General features: G+C 69.2%; 14 protein-coding genes and 1 tRNA gene. 6 read left to right on the forward strand and 9 right to left on the reverse strand.

Features of this window, described 5'->3' with window-relative positions; all coding sequences use genetic code 11:
- Nucleotides 1-222 precede the first annotated feature (222 nt).
- Together EL338_RS08480 and EL338_RS08485 are read right to left on the reverse strand one after the other, a co-directional pair.
- Nucleotides 223-1632 (reverse strand): wax ester/triacylglycerol synthase domain-containing protein, encoded by a 1410-nt coding sequence (locus EL338_RS08480; protein WP_126333361.1) that lies wholly within the window; start codon nt 1630-1632, stop codon nt 223-225.
- A 14-nt stretch (nt 1633-1646) separates the two neighbouring features.
- Nucleotides 1647-2636, reverse strand: coding sequence for a Rieske 2Fe-2S domain-containing protein (locus EL338_RS08485; protein ID WP_126333362.1), 990 nt, complete (start codon nt 2634-2636; stop codon nt 1647-1649).
- 154 nt (nt 2637-2790) lie between these two features.
- Between EL338_RS08485 and EL338_RS26140 the strand changes: the two genes are divergently transcribed.
- A complete protein-coding gene (locus EL338_RS26140; protein ID WP_163792080.1) occupies nt 2791-2937 on the forward strand; it encodes a hypothetical protein in 147 nt (48 codons plus the stop codon).
- A 61-nt stretch (nt 2938-2998) separates the two neighbouring features.
- Here the strand turns inward: EL338_RS26140 and EL338_RS08490 are convergent, their stop codons facing one another.
- Nucleotides 2999-4018 carry a threonine aldolase family protein gene (locus EL338_RS08490; protein WP_126333363.1) on the reverse strand — a complete coding sequence of 340 codons (1020 nt, stop codon included), beginning with the start codon at nt 4016-4018 and terminating at the stop codon, nt 2999-3001.
- Between the two features lie 3 nt (nt 4019-4021).
- Nucleotides 4022-4633: a TetR/AcrR family transcriptional regulator gene (locus EL338_RS08495; protein WP_235666408.1), complete on the reverse strand. Its 612-nt coding sequence runs from the start codon at nt 4631-4633 to the stop codon at nt 4022-4024.
- Nucleotides 4634-4774: 141 nt separating this feature from the next.
- Here EL338_RS08495 and EL338_RS08500 point away from each other — a divergent pair, with 141 nt between their 5' ends.
- A complete protein-coding gene (locus EL338_RS08500; protein ID WP_126333365.1) occupies nt 4775-5881 on the forward strand; it encodes a DmpA family aminopeptidase in 1107 nt (368 codons plus the stop codon).
- Nucleotides 5878-7305, forward strand: a complete 1428-nt coding sequence (locus EL338_RS08505) for an APC family permease (RefSeq protein WP_126333366.1) — start codon at nt 5878-5880, stop codon at nt 7303-7305. Before EL338_RS08500 ends, EL338_RS08505 begins: the two co-directional genes overlap by 4 nt.
- Here EL338_RS08505 and EL338_RS08510 read toward each other — a convergent pair.
- From EL338_RS08510 to EL338_RS08520, 3 genes are read right to left on the reverse strand one after another with little or no spacing between them, the layout of a single operon-like run.
- Nucleotides 7286-9385 (reverse strand): hydantoinase B/oxoprolinase family protein, encoded by a 2100-nt coding sequence (locus EL338_RS08510; protein ID WP_126333367.1) that lies wholly within the window; start codon nt 9383-9385, stop codon nt 7286-7288. The genes EL338_RS08505 and EL338_RS08510 overlap by 20 nt on opposite strands.
- A gap of 1 nt (nt 9386) precedes the next feature.
- A complete protein-coding gene (locus EL338_RS08515; RefSeq protein ID WP_126333368.1) occupies nt 9387-11504 on the reverse strand; it encodes a hydantoinase/oxoprolinase family protein in 2118 nt (705 codons plus the stop codon).
- A gap of 24 nt (nt 11505-11528) precedes the next feature.
- A complete protein-coding gene (locus EL338_RS08520) occupies nt 11529-12791 on the reverse strand; it encodes a multidrug effflux MFS transporter (RefSeq protein WP_126333369.1) in 1263 nt (420 codons plus the stop codon).
- 84 nt (nt 12792-12875) lie between these two features.
- Here EL338_RS08520 and EL338_RS08525 point away from each other — a divergent pair, with 84 nt between their 5' ends.
- From EL338_RS08525 to EL338_RS08535, 3 genes are all read left to right on the forward strand, one after another.
- Nucleotides 12876-13328: a MarR family winged helix-turn-helix transcriptional regulator gene (locus EL338_RS08525; protein WP_126333370.1), complete on the forward strand. Its 453-nt coding sequence runs from the start codon at nt 12876-12878 to the stop codon at nt 13326-13328.
- A 67-nt stretch (nt 13329-13395) separates the two neighbouring features.
- Nucleotides 13396-13472 (forward strand) — tRNA-Ile (locus EL338_RS08530).
- Nucleotides 13473-13580: 108 nt separating this feature from the next.
- Nucleotides 13581-14252 (forward strand): TetR/AcrR family transcriptional regulator, encoded by a 672-nt coding sequence (locus tag EL338_RS08535; RefSeq protein WP_126333371.1) that lies wholly within the window; start codon nt 13581-13583, stop codon nt 14250-14252.
- Between the two features lie 10 nt (nt 14253-14262).
- Here EL338_RS08535 and EL338_RS08540 read toward each other — a convergent pair whose 3' ends face one another.
- Both EL338_RS08540 and EL338_RS08545 read right to left on the reverse strand, forming a co-directional pair.
- The gene (locus EL338_RS08540) at nt 14263-15045 is read right to left on the reverse strand and encodes an alpha/beta fold hydrolase (protein ID WP_126333372.1); all 783 of its coding nucleotides are present in this window, start codon (nt 15043-15045) and stop codon (nt 14263-14265) included.
- Nucleotides 15046-15052: 7 nt separating this feature from the next.
- Nucleotides 15053-16888, reverse strand: a complete 1836-nt coding sequence (locus tag EL338_RS08545; protein WP_126333373.1) for a flavin-containing monooxygenase — start codon at nt 16886-16888, stop codon at nt 15053-15055.
- Nucleotides 16889-16926: the final 38 nt, after the last annotated feature.

Consider the following 16926-nt stretch of genomic DNA (forward strand, 5'->3'; position numbering starts at 1 on the left):
CGGGATAGTCTCGCCGATGCGCCGCGTCGGGACAGTGGGGCGGGGCGCTTGTGCTCGAGGGACTTGGGGTGCTTCGTTGCCGCGGGCAGCAGTTGGGTGCTTCGGGGGGCGGTGTCTGAGTAGGTGATTGGGCCACTCTCCGGTCGTCGAGGTACAGGGTGATTGGCCCATTGTACCCCCTGACCTGGGAAAATGTCCTCGAACGACCTCGCCGGGGGCGGATCAGCCGGACGCGGCGGCCCGGGTGCCGGTCAGCGACACCAACGTCGCGAACTCGTCCTCGACGCCACGGGCCAGGGTTTCGGCGTCGGCGTGCGCGGCGTCGGCGGTGATCGACAGGCACAGCTGGTTGCTCCAGGTCAACGCGATGACGCTGGGGCCCATCCCGTGGTAGAGCGGTCCGGCGGGATAGAACTGCGGGACGGGCAGGTCCAGGAACGTCGGCTCGTCGACGACGACCCCGCTGCCGTTGGACACGATCACATTGCACGGCCAGGAGATCCGCTCGGCCAGGCCCAGCCGTTCGATGGTGCGGAACAGCGCGGTCACCACCGGCCCGGGCACGTACTCGTTCCACTGCCGAAACAGGTTGACGCCGCGGCGTTCCTGTAGCTGCTTGACCGCGCGGGCGTGCTCGGCGATGGCCGCGAGGCGGTCGAGCGGATCGGCGATGTCGTCGTGCAGGTTGACCTTCAGCACGGTGGTGGTGCCGACGTTGTCGGTGACGTACTCGGAGGTGTCGGCGCCGCGCATGGCGTAGGGGACCGCGGCGACCAGCGGCCGGTCCGGCAGGGCACCCCGCTCGCGCAGCACGTCGTGCAGCGCCTTGCCCACGCAGTGCAGCAGCACGTGATTGACGGTGGTGGAGCAGGTCTCGGCGATCTGCTTCACCTCGTCGATGGGCAGCGCGACCACCGCCGCCGTCGAGGTCCCCGACAGCGTGCAGTTGAACGCGGTGCGCGGTGCCTTGACCTTCAGGTGCCGGGACGAGCGTTCGGCCAGCATGGTCCGCGCCGAGAGCGCCGCCAGGGCGGGCAGCCGCCCGAGGCGCCGCCACTTGCGCCGGGCGGCGTCGGCGAGGATGGCCGCCGGGCGGGCCGGGAAGGTCGCCGAGTCGGGGGTGTGGCGGGCCGGCAACGCCCTCAGGTCACCGGATCTCATCAGGTAGCCCACGACATCCATCGCCGAGTCACCGTCGACCAACAGGTGGTGCACCACCGAGATGAGGTAGCCCCGCTCGGCGTCGTCCTCGAGGACGTAGATGTGCCACAGCGGCTTGCTGCGGTCCAGGTGGGTGGCGCGCACCTGGGCCAGCGCCTTGGCCGCCCCGGCCGACCCACCCGGGGCCGGCATCGGCAGCACCGTGACGTGGTCGCGGACGTCGGTGTGCGGCGCGGTGACCAGCATCGGCCGGTCGGGGTTGAACCACGGGTCGTAGAGCGTCTTGCGGTAGGCCGGGATCAGGTGGATCCGGTTGGCCAGCGCGGTCACCACATGGTCGTAAAGGCTGCCGGAGAGCTTGCTGCGGTCGACGGGCACCAGCGTCATGCCGTTGCCGACCTGCAGGCGGGTCTCCTGGTAGAGCTGCCAGGCGTCCATCCCGCCGATGCGTTCGGCGCGCTCGAAAGACATTGGTTTCCTCGGTGTCAGGGATAGAACTGGCGGACCCAGTGCCGGTACTTGCCGATCGGCCGGTCCGCGGCGGTCAGCTTGGGATGCTCCAGGTAGACCTTGTCGTCCCAGATCAGTTGGTCGCGCTGCACCTCGTAGCCGACGACCTGCAGGACGATCCAGCCCAGCAGGCGTTCGATCGGGGACATCAGGCTGCGTAGCAACCGGTTCCGGAACTTCTTCCGGGGGCTGATACCGATGTAGATGTCCACCTCGCGCGGGGCGACGGGGGTCGGCAGCACCATCTGGCGCACGGTCAGACCGCCCTGGATGGCGATCTCGACCAGCGAGAACCCGAGGCCGATCAGCACCGAGTTGAACTGGAACCGGATCCCGCCGAGGATCGGGATCGGCTTGGTGCCGCCGTATTCGGTGTAGAGCCGGGCGCCGTCGGTCTCCATCGGCTTGGGCACCACGAAGTCACGGAACTTGTGGATGGTGGCGAAATGCAGGTGATCCAAACCGTTTTCGTTGACTTCCTGCGGATGGGTGTGGAAGTGCAACTTCTTGGTCGCGATCGGGTGCCAGTCCGGATCGGACTCGGGCAGTTCCAGTTCGAAGCTCGGCGGCTGACCGGATGGGCCGTGATAGACCATGATCATGCCCAGGTGGTTGCGCACCGGCAGGGTACGCAGCGCGGCCCCGCGCGGTGGTTCGCCCTCCGGGGTCGAGACGCACCGGCCCGAGGGCGCGAACTTGAACTGGTGGAACGGGCACACGACGGTCTCGCCGTCGACCCAGCCGCGCTTGCCGAGATGGGCGCCCAGATGCGGGCAGTAGGGTTCGACCGCCGACAGCGCGCCGGAGGCGGTGCGGAACAGGACGATCTCGTCGTCGAGGAAGCGGCGGGTGAGGACCTTGCCGGGTTTGAGCTCGTGGGCGAAGGCCACGGCGTACCAGCTATAGGGATAGGGCGGAAGCGGGTCACCGTACCTTTCCGTACTGTTCGGTGCGACCGCCGTCATCGCGGTTCTCCCTCCGGCCCGTGAATTTCCCTTGCGCACAGTCGTTTTGCCGCGCGACGACAAATATGGAACACGTTCTAGTTCTGTTCAGTAGTACACGGTCTCATTTGCTGTTGCAACCCTGGGCGGTCCGTCGGCGTGCGATAATCGCCCGATGGCCGGGACCGCACTGCTGGCGGAGCTGATCGCGCTGAATCCGCGCGAGCTTGCCGACGTGAATGCGGGCGTGCGCGCAGCCGGTCTACAGCTGAGGACCGACCCTCATCGTTTTTGGCGCGGTGCTCGGATTGCCCACCTCTGAGCGACAACGCGCGACCGGTGTCGCTCAGAGGTGGGCAAACAGGACTGCGCAGCCCTCACGGTTACGAACGGCCGCGCAACCGCTCCAGCACATCGTCGACCTCGTCGGCGGTGGTCGCCCACGAGCACACGAACCGGAACACCGGCGTCAGCGCGTCCGGCTGATGCACCGCGTAGTCCGAGAGGCGGTCGCGCGCAGCGTCATCCAGGTACACGAACACCTCGTTGGCCTCCGTCGGCGCCGCCAGCCGAAAACCCAGAGCGGTCACCCCCGCACTCAACCGCGCGGCCATCGCGTTCGCGTGCGCGGCCACCTGTAACCACAGGTCGTCGGTCAGCATCGCCTCGAACTGCGCGGCCACGAAGCGCTGCTTGCTGGCCAGCTGCCCGATCTGCTTCTGCACGAACCGGATTCCGTCGAACAACTCGGGCCGGCGCACCAACACGGCGTCGCCGAACATCTGCCCGTTCTTGGTGCCGCCCACCGTGACGATGTCGGCGTCCCCGATCGCCTCGGCCGGTGTGACACCCAGGGCGGCCACGGCGTTGGCGATCCGGGATCCGTCGATGTGCACCAGCAGATCCGCCGCGTGGGCGCGGTCGATGAACTCCCGCAGCACCGGTGCAGTCCACACCCGGCCGTTCTCGGTGGACTGCGTGATGGTGACGATCCTCGGTTGCGAATGGTGCACATCGCCGCGGCGGGCCACGCGACGTTCGAGTTCGCCCGCGTCGATGATCCCGTCGTCGCTGGGCAGCCGGGTGAGCTGGGCCCCGGAGATCCGGACCGGCCCACCGGCCTCGTCGAGCAGCGCATGCGCGACGTCGCTGCACAGGATCTCGTGCCAGGGCCGCACCGCCGCGCTGAGCGCGATCACGTTGGCCGCGGTGCCGGTGAACGCGAACACCACCTCGGCCTCGGGGCTGGCGAACACCGTACGCAGCTGCGCGGTGGCGCGCTCGGTGAACGGATCCCGGCCGTAGGAGCCGACGGCCCCGTCGTTGGCCCGGATCAGCGCCTCGAGCACGGCCGGGTGCGTCGGGGCGGCGTTGTCGGAGGCGAAGGCGGCGGAGTGCTGCACCGCTCAGACCGTCTCGGGCAGCCGGGCGCCGGTCGCCAACTCGGCGTACTGGCGCATCAGCCGCAGCGCGGTGGACCGGTCCAGCGCGGGGTCGCGCGCCACGATGCGGTACCCCAGGTAGTCCTCCATCGACATCAGGGTCATCGCCACGTCGTCGGCCGACGAGCTCATCACGAACGCCCCCGCCTCGGCCCCGGCGCGCAGCAGATCGGCGTAGAGCCCGACCTGCCGGTGATAGATGCCCTGGACATCGGCGCGCTGATCGAGCTCGAAGCCGGCGGCCAGCACGGCCCGCCAGATCGCCCGCCATTCGGCGTCCTCCGGCCCGGTGGGCAGCCCCGCGGCGATGGTCAATGCCAGCTGGGCCGCGGGTTCGGCCGTGCGGTCGATGACCCGGCGTCGATCGTCGTAGAAGCGCGCGTCGGAGCGCAGCGCGAGCTCGGAGAGCAGCTCGGCCATGTCCTTGAAGTAGTAGCGCACCGCGTTGGCGGTCAGCCCGAGCTCGGCGGCGACGTCGGCGATCCGGAGATTCGCCACGTCGTTGCGCTCGATCAAAGCGATTGTCGCGTCCAGAATTTCGCTGCGACGTTCGACCTGACGGTTTGGGCGTGCCACGCGTGTGTTCTCCCAGCTCGGTAGGGGGTTGACGGGTTCGACGTTACCGGCCCGTCGGGCAGTTTTCCGATTTCCCTTGTGTAATCGTCGCGGAGGGTCCATTGTTTTCCGTTAAGGAAAAAAACATTCCGGGAGCACAGCATGCGGACCAGGGATCTCGGCATCGTCATCGGGGAACACCCGACGGGGCCGAACAACGCCATCACCGACGTCGCGGGGGTGCGCGTCGGGCACACCACCCTCGACGACGCCGGCCCACCGCACGTCCACACCGGCGTCACCGTCGTCGTCCCGCACGACGACATCTGGACCCAACCGGTGTTCGCCGGCGCCCACCGCCTCAACGGCAGCGGCGAGATGACCGGCCTGCAGTGGATCCAGGAATCGGGCGAGTTGACCTCCGCGATCGGGATCACCAACACCCACAGTGCCGGCGTCGTCCGCGACGCGCTGGTCGCCGCCCAGGTGTCCGCCCGCGGTGAGGGCGTCTACTGGTCGCTGCCGGTGGTGGGGGAGACCTACGACGGGCTGCTCAGCGACATCAACGGCTTTCACGTGCGCCCCGACCACGTCGAGGCCGCCCTGGGCGCCGCGACCGACGGGCCGGTGGCCGAGGGCAACGTCGGCGGCGGCACCGGCATGATCTGCCATGGCTTCAAGGGCGGCATCGGCACCGCGTCGCGGGTCACCGACACCGCCGCCGGGCGCTACACGGTCGGCGCCCTGGTGCAGGCCAACCACGGCCGACGGGAACGGTTGCGGATCAACGGAATTCCGGTGGGCGAGCGTATCGGCGCCGCCGTCGTCCCGGAGCCCCAACTGCCCACGCACTACGAGCCCGGCTCGGGATCGATCATCGTCCTCGTCGCCACCGACGCCCCGCTGCTGCCGCACCAGTGCACCCGGCTGGCGCAGCGCGCCGCGCTGGCGGTGGCCCGCGTCGGCGGCAGCGGCGAGCAGTACAGCGGCGATCTGATGCTGGCGTTCTCGACGGGCAACCGCGGCATCCCGTCCTACAGCTGGGACGAGAACACCGCGGTCCCCGACCCCGAGGTGCCGGTGCGGATGGTCGCCCCGCAGCTGATGACCCGGCTGTTCGACCTGACCATCGAGGCCACCGAGGAGGCGATCGTCAACGCGATGGTCGCCGCGGACACCATGACCGGGCGCAACGGCCTGACCGTCCACGCCCTCGACCACGACCTGCTTCGCCAAGCCCTCGCCACCGAAACCCGGGAGTCCCGATGACCGACGCCACCGTCGCCTCCGAAAAGCCGCGCCTGCACGGCAAACTCGGTCCCATCGCCATCGTCTTCATGGTGGTCGCCGCAGCCGCGCCGCTGACGGTCATCGGCGGCAACATGCCGCTGGCCATGGGCCTGGGCAACGGCGCCGGGGCTCCGGTCGGCTTTGCCCTCGCCGCACTCGTGCTGCTGCTGTTCAGCGTCGGGTTCGTGACCATGACGCCGCACGTGCCCGAGGCCGGCGCGTTCTACTCCTATGTCACCGTCGGCCTCGGCGACCGGCTCGGCAAGGGCATCGCGGTGGTCGCGCTGATCGCCTACACCGCAATCCAGGTCGGCATCTACGGCTACATCGGCTGGGCCATCGACGACACCGTGAAGTTCTACGGCGGCCCGCAGATCCCCTGGCCTGTCTACTCGTTCGCGGTCCTGGCCATCGTCGCCGTGCTGGGCTACCGGCACATCGGGCTCAGCGCCAAGGTGCTCGGCGTGGCCCTGGTCCTCGAGATCGGCATCGTCGCGGTGCTCGATCTGGTGATCGTGGCCGACCCCGGCCCGGCGGGGGTGACGTTCGCGTCGTTCACCCCGGAGGTCGTGGCCAGCGGCGCGCTGGGCATCGCGGTGCTGTTCGCGCTGACCGGTTTCATCGGCTTCGAGGCCACCGCGGTGTTCCGCGACGAGGCCCGCGACCCGCAGCGCACCATCCCGCGCGCCACCTACGCCGCGGTGCTGATCATCGGCGCGTTCTACGCCATCACCTGCTGGGCGTTCGTGGTGGCCATCGGTCCCGACAACGTGGCCGCGGTGGCCCAGCAGACCCTCGACGGCAACGCCAACATGCTGCTGGACACCACCAACGACACCCTCGGCCGGCTCGGGCGCGACGTGGTCAACGTGTTGCTGCTGACCAGCCTGTTCGCCTGCGTGCTGTCGTTCCACAACGTGATCGCCCGCTACCAGTTCGTGCTGGGTGGAAAGGGTCTGCTGCCGCGCCGCCTCGGCGAGGTGCACCCCGGGCACCAGTCGCCGGCGTTCTCGTCGGTGGTGCAGACGGTGACCGCCACGGTGATCGTGGCGATCTTCGCCGTCCTCGGCATCGACCCGCTGGTGGGGGTTTTCGGGTCGATGGCCGGGGTGGCGACCGTCGGCATGGTGCTGATGATGCTCACCACGACCACCGCCGTGCTGGTGTTCTTCCTGCGCAACCCCGAGGCGGCCGGCGGGCGCCTCTGGCAGACCCGCATCGTGCCGGTGGCCGCCCTGCTGGGGTTGCTGACCAGCCTGTGGCTGGTGCTGTCCAACTTCACCCTGGTCACCGGCGGCAGTGCCGGGCTCAGCGCGGTGCTGGCCGCCATCCCGTTCACCGGGCTGGTGCTCGGCGCACTGCTCTGGAAGCCCGGCCAGGCCGTCAACCCACCGACGTCGTGAGTTCGAGGTCGAACAGCGGGGCGTCGTCGGCCGCGCGGACCTCGACCGTCAGCAGCGCACCGCAGCCAGGGCAGGCGTAGCCCTCGGCCCGCAGCCCGGGGTGCAGCCGGATCTTGGGGCCCAGCTCCTCGGCGCTCAGCGCGCCGCGGCAGGCGTAGTCCTTCCAGTTGTGCTCGGCCGGCGCGATCGGCTGACCGCAGTCGCAGGCGTAGCCCTGCCCGGTCAGCATCAGACGATCACCCACCGGCCGCGCGTCGGTCATCGAGACCGGCTGGGCGGCACACTGTTTGGCCTGCGGCCAGTCCCGGCGCGCCGCCCGCATCTGGTCCCGGTGCGCCGCGGTGCCCGCCTCGTCGAGTGCCCCGTCGCGCAGTTGCACGCCGAAGTGCCGCTGTGCCGCGGCCGCCGAGATGCGTCCGGCCCGCACATCGGCGAGCACGCCCTCGGCATCGGCATCGAGGGGATCGCCCCAGCCGCCACCCCCGTGGAAGCTCCAGTCGACGACGTCGCCGGCGGCCAGGCTGACCTCACCGGGTGAGCCGGTGTAGGTGATCTGTTCGCCGGAGGCGCGGGTGATGTTGACGTGGTGGGTGGAGCCCGGCATGCCGCCGTGCAGCCCGGAGGTCGACGGCATGGACATGCTGTGCCCGGCCAGCACGCCGTGCATGCGCTCGGTGTCGTGCAGGGTGAACGTGGAACTGGTGGATACGCCGCCGTGGTGGCGGCCGGCGCCGCCGCCGTCGGTGTTGGCGCCGCGGCGCAGGTAGAGCAGCGGGAACACCGACTCCTCGCCCTCGACGTTGTTGAACTGCGCGGTGAGGATCTCGTGCGGACCGCGGTAGTCGACGCCGTTGGCGGCCGCGGTGGCCCCGCCGCCGCCGGCCAGTACCTCGGTCAGCGCACCGCCGAACGGTTCGCCGTACTGGTTCTGCCCGGCGATGTGGAAGATCATCACCGCCCCGGTGCTGCCGGCCATCGCCTCGGCGCGGACCGCCTCGTCGGCGCCGGCCAGCTTCGCCAGCGCGTTGCCGGCGGTGTTTTGCACCATGGTGGCCGCCCCGACGGTGGCCGCCCCGCACGGCGCCGGGTGCGCTGCGTTGACGATTGAGCCCTCGGGGGCGTGCACCTCGATGGCGCGCATGACGCCGCTGTTCCACGGGATGTCGTAGCCCAGCACCGGCAACACGGAGGCGAACACGCCGCCGCGCAGCCCGGACATCGTGCAGTTGAAGAAGCCGGGCAGCTGCGGTGCGGTCTGCCCGTAGTCGAACACCAAACGGTCGTCGACCTTGCGCAGCTCCACCTCGACCCGGGACAGCCCGGACTGGTGGCCGTCGTGGTCGAAATAGCCGCGGGCGCGGGCGATCCCGTCGGGCAGCGCGGCCAGCCGCGCCCGCACCTGGGCCTCGGAGCGGTCCAGCATGGTGGACATCACCGAGGTCACCACCTCGACGCCGTAGCGCTCGACGAGCCGCAGCAATCCGTTGCGGGCGTGGGTGTTCGCCGCGATCATCGCCTTGAGGTCCAGGCCCAGGTTGGCCGGCAGCCGCGAGGCCGCCAGGATCAGGTTCCACAGGTCGTGACGGGTCTTGCCGGCCTCGACCAGTTTGGTGGGCGGCAGGATCAGGCCCTCTTGGTAGATCTCCGTGGCAGCCGGGGACCAGCTCGAGGCGGTCATACCGCCGATGTCGAGCACGTGCGCGCAGGTGCCGACCCAGCCGATGCGCACCCCGTCGTGGAAGACGGGTTCGAGCATGGTCACGTCGGGCATGTGCAGCGCACCCTTGTAGGGGTCGTTGGTGATGAACACGTCGCCCTCGTTGATGCCGATGGTGTCGGTGCAGTCGGCGATGATGTGGTTCACCACCGTCTCCATGGACCCGGAGTGAAAGAGGTTGTGCGGCCCCATGGTGACGACGTCCCCGTCGGCCAGGTAGATCCCGGTGTTGCAGTCGTTGGCCTCGGTCACCAGCGGCGAGCCGGAGACGTTCTTGAGCACCGCGGACTGCTGGGCGACGATGGCGGTGAGCCGGTTGCGGACCACCTCGTAGGTGACGAGGTCAACGTCGGTGATGGTCATATCAGCTGTCCTTCTCGGTGGTGATGACGGTGTTCTGCAGGTCATCGATGACGGCGGTCTGGCGGGGCCCGACGAAGATCGTGGTGCCCGGGTGTTCGATGATGGCGGGACCGGCGATGCGGTCGCCGGGGCCCAGGTCGGTGCCGCGGGCGACGTCGGCGATGGCCATGCCGAGTTGCGGTCCCAGGTAGACCGGGCGCGCGGTCGACATCGGTACATGCGCACCGCCGGCGCTGATCACCCGCGAGGTCCGCGGCTTGTCGATCTCGCCCTTGCCGTGCACGCGCAGCGAGACGATCTCCACGCCGGCGCCCAGGAACAGTGCCTCCCGGCCGTACAGTTCGACGAACTGGGTCTCGAAGGCGGCCAGCATGCGGCCCAGCGTGCCGGCGTCCAGCGGCCCGGGCTCCAGCGGTACCGGCAGGCTCTTGCTCTGCATCCGGAACCGCACATCCACGAAGCGCTGCAGCACGATTCGGTCGCTGACCGCGCCGGCCTCCAGCAGTTCCTTGGTGGTCTCGGCCTCGAGGTTCTCGAAGTGCCGACTCAGTCGTTCGGCGTCGAAGACCTCCGCGGCGCCCGTCCAGCTGACCGAGTGCATCGGGTCGGAGATCTCGGCGGAGACGTGCAGGTCGCTGGTGCCGGCGCCGTACGCTGAGTGCACGGTGGCGGTGGCGGGCACGATGATCGACTGCGCGCCGAGTTCGGCGCCGAACCGGTGGCAGTGCGAGCCACCGGCGCCGCCGTAGGCCATCACCACGAAGTCACGCGGGTCGTGGCCGTGGCCGACGGTCAGGGTGTCGAGCAGGTCGGCCATCCGGTGGTCGGCGATGGCCTTGATCCCGGCGGCGGCCTCCTCGATCGAAATGCCCAGGGGCGCGGCGATCTTGTCGTGCATGGCGCGCGCGGCGCCCTCTTTGTCGAGGGCGAAGCTGCCACCGAGGAAGAACTCCGGGTCGATGATGCCGAGGACGACGTCGGCGTCGGTGACGGTGGGCTCGGTTCCGCCGCGGCCGTAGCAGACCGGGCCGGGCACGGAGCCGGCGCTGGTGGGTCCGACGACCAACCGGCCGTCGACCACGCGGGCGATCGACCCGCCGCCGGCGCCGATCGCGGTGATCTCCACCGCCGGCTTGAGCACCTGGTATCCGTTGACCTGCTGGCGCGGTGCGACGACGGGTTCGTAGTCGAGGATCATCCCGACGTCGAAGGACGTACCGCCCATGTCGGTGGTCAACACGTTGGGGGTGCCAATCTGGCGGGCCAGCTGGGCGCTGGCCAGCACACCGCCGGCCGGGCCCGAGGTCAGGATGGACACCGGGGTGTCACCGCAGCGCTCCGGGGTGATGACGCCGCCGCCGGAGTCGAGGATGCGCAGCGAACCGTTGAGCCCCCGATCCCGCAGGGAGCCATTGAGTTTGGTCATGTAGCCGCGCACGGCGGGCCCCAGGTAGGCGTTGAGCGCGGTGGTCGCGGTGCGCTCGTACTCGCCGAGCACCGGGGCCAGGTCGCTGGAGACAGTGAGGTAGATGTCGGGGGCCAGCTCGCGGATGATCGCCGCGACGCGCTGCTCGTGGCGGTCCTCGCGGAACGACCACAGCAGCGAGACGGCGATGGCCTCGACGCCCTCGTCGAGCAGGGCCCGCACCTGGGTGCGGACGTCGTCCTCGTCGAGCGGGGTGATGATGGCGCCGCGGTAGTCGATGCGTTCGGTGACCTCGCGGATCAGGTGGCGTTCGACGACGGGTTCGGCCTGGCGCCGTTGCCAGTCGCGGCTGATCTCGTGCATCTCCCGGCCCACCCAGTGGCCGGTGCCGCGCTGCATCAGCACGATGTCGCGGAAGCCCTTGGTGGTGATGATGCCGGTTTTGACGCCCTTGCGTTCGATCAGCGCGTTGGTGGCCACGGTGGTGCCCAGACCGAAATAGTCGACCTGCGACAGGATTTCGCCGGGCTGCAGGCCGAGTTCCTGTTCGGCCAGGGCCAGGGCGTTGTTGACGCCCTCGGACGGGTCGTGCGGGGTGGTGGGGGTTTTCAGCAACCGGGCGGTGCCGGTGTCGTCGAGCAGGACGGCGTCGGTGAACGTACCGCCGATGTCGATGCCTACGAAGTACGCCATCGGTGAACCTCTTTCTGGGTGGCGTTAGGAAGTGGTGACGAGTTGCGGGGTGGGTGAAGAGGTTTTGCGATTGCGGGTCAGGGCGATGATCGCGGTCGCCGCCAGGGCCGCGGCGGTCAGCATCACGATGCCCATGGGGACGGCGCTGGCGTCGCCGGCGAGCCCGACCAGCGGGGTGGCGGCCGCACCGAGGGTGTACTGCAGGAAACCCAGTACCGCCGAGCCGGTTCCGGCGGCGGCGCGGACCTGCTCGAGGGCCAGCGTGGTGGCGTTGGAGAAGGTGAACCCGACGGTGCCCATGAACGCGGCCATCAGTGCGATGGTGGACCACAGGGGCACGCCGGCGACGGTGACGTTGATCAGCTGCAGGGCGGTGACGACCACCATGGCGCTGACGCCGCCGATCAGCAACGTGCGCGGGTGCACCGAGCGCACCAGCCGGGCCGAGAGCATGCCGGCGGTGGCGACGGCCAGCGCGCAGGCCCCGAAGACCAGGGAGTACTCGCGGGGGGAGAAGCCCAGGATGTTCTGTAGGACGAACGGCGAGGCCGCGATGTAGGCGAACATCGCCGTGGACGCGAAGCCCAGGGCCAGGGTGTAGCCGAGGTAGCGGCGGTTGCTCAGCACGGCGCGCATGCCGCCGGCCAGCGAGGCCAGGCCGCCGGGGCGGCGGCGCTCGACCGGCAGCGATTCGGCGGCGAAGAACGCCGCGCCGACGAGCATCAGCAGGTTCATCGCGGCCAGCACGGCGAAGACGGTGCGCCAGCCCCAGCCGGCGACGATGAAGCCGCCGAGCACGGGCGCGGTGATCGGTGCGAGCACGCCGATGACCATCATGGCCGCGAACAGTCGCGCCGCCGCGGCGCCCTGGGCGCGGTCGGCGATGATGGCGCGGGCGATGACCACGCCGGCGGCCCCGGCGAAGCCCTGGACGAAGCGCAGCCCGATCAGCACCTGGATCGAGGGGGCGACGATGCAGAGCACGCTGGCGATCAGGCAGGCGAAGGTGCCGATGAGCAGTGGTCTGCGACGGCCGAACTGGTCGGAGAGCGGCCCGATGAGCAGTTGGCCGAGGGCCAGGCCGATCAGGAACGACGTCAGGGTCAGCTGGATCGTCGAGGCCGAGGTGTTGAACTCGGTCGCCATGTCCGGGAACGCCGAGAGGTACATGTCGATCGAGAACGGGGTCACCGCCGAGAGCAGCGCAAGGACGGCGATGAGCATTGCCGACGGCGCGGGAGCGGGGGTCGGCGCGGTTCGAGAGGCCGCCGTGGTTCGAGAGGTCATTGATTCCTTGCATCTGCGGGAAGTATGTATGAGAATATAGCTATGACGACATATGTATGTCAAGATTATGAGTATGCTGACGTGATGGACGTCACCGCTTCGGACACCCGCGACCTCGCGCTGGCGCTGCACGAGTTGTCGTGGCGCATCGCCCGTTTCGGTCCCGCGCAGGTGGGGCTGGAGCCGCTGCCGGCTTCCGAGGTCGCGGTGCTGCGGGCCGTGCTCGAACAACCCGGCCGCGGGGTTTCGGATGCGGCGGCCTCGATCGCCATGCAGCCCAGCAACGTCAGCGCCGCGGTGCGCTCACTGGTGGCCCGTGGGCTGATCGAGAAGCGGCCGGACCCCGACGACAAGCGGATGACGCTGCTGCACCCGACCGCCAGGGCCCGCAAGGACCGCTCCGCGATCGAGACCGCGCTGGCCGGGTCGGTGTCCCAGGCGCTGGGGGAGTTGTCCGACGAGCACGTCAGCGCGCTGCTGCGCGCCGTGCCCGCGATGCGCGCGCTGTCGGGGGCGGTGACGGAGATGATCCGCTGAGGTCGCCGGTGGCCACCTGCTTCGAGCCACGCCACCCGACGTGGGAACATAATGTCCGCATCGATCGGGGGCGGTAGCTCAGTCGGTTAGAGCCGCGGACTCATAATCCGCTGGTCGCGGGTTCGAGCCCCGCCCGCCCCACCAGCACTCCGTCGCCGAGAAGAAGCTCAGTGACACCCCGTCCTGCGGAAACGCGTACGGCAGCTACTTCTCGGCGTCCCCGCAGGGCTGCGCAAGATAGAGTTGTCTGTCATGTCCACCTCAGCATCTGGTGCGGCGAGGGACAACGCTGTTCTCCTCGGAGACCGGCGCGCGCCCAGCAAGGGGGAGCGGCAGCGCCGCGCCATCCTCGACTGTCTGCCGGAGTTGCTCGCTGCACGCCCGATCGGGGAATTGACCGTCGGTGAGATTGCGGCGGCGGCCGGCGTGCGGCGCTCGGGGTTCTACTTTTACTTCGACTCGAAGTATGCGCCGTTGGCCGTGATCACCGCCGAGATCTGGGCCGAGTTGATGAACCGGGCGCAGTTCTTCACCCGCGCCGACGACGAGTCCATCCACGACTTCATCGGTCGCACCGCCGATATCGCGCTGGAGCTCTGGCACGACAACGAGGGCGTGCTGATGGCCTCGGTGCAGGCCGTGCCGCTGGATGAGCAGCTGGCGCAACTGTGGGACGAGTGGATCCTGCGCCTCGCCGACGTCATCGCCGATCAACTGATCAAGGACCAGGAACAGGGTGTGGCGCATCCGGTTTCGGCCGACGTGCGCGGGCTCATCACGATGCTGCTTGAGATGACCATGCACATCTTCTACCTGGATCGGCTGCGTCAGAACGACTCTCAGCGCACCCGGAAGTCCCGCGAGATGGTGCAGGCAATCTGGCTGGCGTCGGGGTGGGGGATCTCCACACCCAGCCCGGGCTGACCCCGGGCTGTCAGTCGCGCTTCGCGTCCACGGCGCTGGTCATGTCGAGCACCGTGCGCGCCACCAACTCCGGGTCGTCGTACATCGGTACGTGCCCCACGCGCGGGAGGGTGGTGAACTGTGCGTTGGGCACCAGAGCCCGGAACCGCAGGCCATAGGGGTCGTACGGAATCAGCGCGTCGCGCTCCGACCAGGCGATCTCAGTGGGACACTGCACGGCGCCGAGTTGGTGCTCGCTGCCCACGACGTCGTCGACCAGTTCGAAGTAGACGCTGCAGCGCAGGTTGTCCTCGACGAAGGCGGCCGCGTCCGCCGGGGACATGTTGCGGGTGTCCGCGACGGCGGCGCCGAGGGCCAGCCGACGCAGCAGGCCACTCCGAAGCGCCTGCGGGGCAACCGGACCCAGCATCGTGAAGAGTCGGCGCGCCAACACCAGTTTGAGTTTCACCGTCCGCACGTGCCTGCCCGGATACCAGCCGAGCGCCGGGGACAGCGCCAGCACGGACAGGGCGCGCCCGCGGGTGGCCATCTCCAGCGACAGCCAACCGCCCAGCGAGTTGCCCACCAGGTGGGCCCGTTCGATTCCGAGCGCGTCGAGGTCGCGTTCGAGGTGATCGGCCAGCGCGGCGACGGTGGCACGTTGGCCCGCCGGCAGCGATCTCCCGTCGGCGTGGCCGGCCAGCGTCACCACATGGACGTCATGGTGGGCCTGCAGCAGGGGCAGGATCGGCTGCCAGTGTCGCTGGCTGCCACTGAATCCGTGGACGCAGACCAACGGCGAGCGAGTGGTCATCGTCGCCTCAGCCCTGGACTTCCGGGCCGGCGGACTCGAGCTCCAGCCCCTTGAAATCGCCTGCTTCCCACCAGGTGTCGATCATCTCCCAGAACTCGACCTCGCTGCCCTGGTAGACGTCGCCCCAGAAGCCGTGCTGGAGATCGCCCTGGCCGTTGTAGTAGCCCGGTGTGCACGTGGAGAAGTAGAACAGTCGAGCCAATCCGGATTCTCGGGTCAGTTGGACCCAGTCTGCCTGGGCGGCATCGTCGGGTTCGATGGCGGCGATGTGGTGCTTGAGGGCGTGGTGCAGGATGCGGGCGGCGTGGCGGGCCTTGCGGTCGAGCATGTAGGTGAAGTTGACGACGTAGGCGTTCTGGCTCACCCCGAGTTCGACGAAGTTGGGGAACTTGCGGGAGAAGAACCCGTGCAGGGTCTTGTGGCCGTCGGCGAATTCGTCCCGCATCGACACCCCGTCGCGGCCGATAATGTCGTAGCCGTACCGCGCGGCGGTGGACGAGCCGGTCTCGAAACCGGTCGCGAAGACGATGCAGTCGACCTCGTAGTGCTTGCCGTCGACCACAAGGCCTGTCTCGGTGAACTTTTCGACCCCGCCGGGGGAGTGGACCAGATGCACGGTGGGCTTGTTGAACGACTGCAGGTACTCGTCGTTGAAGGTGGGGCGCTTGCAGACCGCGCCGAACCACGGCTTGAGCGCCTCGGCGGTCGCCGGATCTTCGACGATGTCCTCGATGCGGGCGTGCACGGTCCGCATGACCTGCATGTCGGCGACTTCGGCGAGCGCGATCTGGTCCTCGATCGCCAACGTGTCCAGCGGCGCCTCGACGAGATGCTGTCCGGTGACGGCCGTCAGCACCGTGGTCCAGATGTCGCCGACCAGGTTCTGGTCCTGCGGGTGACCGTTGACCAGGGAGTTGAAGTTGTGGTGGCGGCGCTGTTGCCAACCCGGCGTCAGGCCGGCCACCCAGTCCGGGTCGGTGGGCCGGTTGTCGCGGGGACCGACGACGCTGGGGGTGCGTTGGATGACGAACAGTTCGGCGGCGTCCTCGGCGAGGAACGGTACGGCCTGGACCCCGGTCGCGCCGGTGCCGATGATCGCGACGCGTTTGTCGGCCAACTTGGTCATGCCGCCGTGCTGATCGCCGCCGGTGTAGTCGTAGTCCCAGCGACTGGTGTGGAACATCGCGCCCTTGAAGTCGGCGATGCCGTCGACCCGCGGGAACTGCGGCTTGTTCAGGGGCCCGTTGGCGCGCACGACGTACTTCGCGGTCAGGACATCGCCGCGGTCGGTGCGGATTTCCCAGCGCTGCCGGTCCTGCGACCAGGTCGCCGAGGTCACCGCGGTCTGGAACAGCGCGGCGCGGTAGAGATCGAAGTGCCGGCCGATGCGTTGGGCGTGGGCGAAGATCTCGTCGCCGTCGGCGTAGCGCTGGGTGGGGATGTAGCCGGTCTCCTCCAGCAGCGGCAGGTAGATGTAGGACTCGACGTCGCATTGCACGCCGGGGTAGCGGTTCCAGTACCAGGTGCCGCCGAAATCGCCGGCCTGTTCGACGATGCGGAAGTCGGTCACGCCTTGCCGGGTCAGGTAGGCGCCGGCCAGCAGGCCGCCGAAGCCGCCGCCGAGGATGACGACGTCGTGCTCGGCGGTCAGGGCGTCGCGCTCGATGGGCTCGCTGTAGGGGTCGGCATCGTCGGCCGCGCGCACGTCGGACAGGCCTTGGAACTGGCCGAGGTGGTCGGGCCGCAGGCGGCGGTCCCGCTCCTCGGCGTAGCGCGCCCGGATCGGTGCCGGGTCGAAGTCCACGTCGAGCTTGGTGCCGGAGACGGGCAGGGTGACGGACATGGGTGCCTCTCAATAATTGACACATCGTCGAGTATTAC

Origin of the sequence: Mycolicibacterium chitae (assembly GCF_900637205.1) — a bacterium.
GTDB lineage: Bacteria > Actinomycetota > Actinomycetes > Mycobacteriales > Mycobacteriaceae > Mycobacterium > Mycobacterium chitae.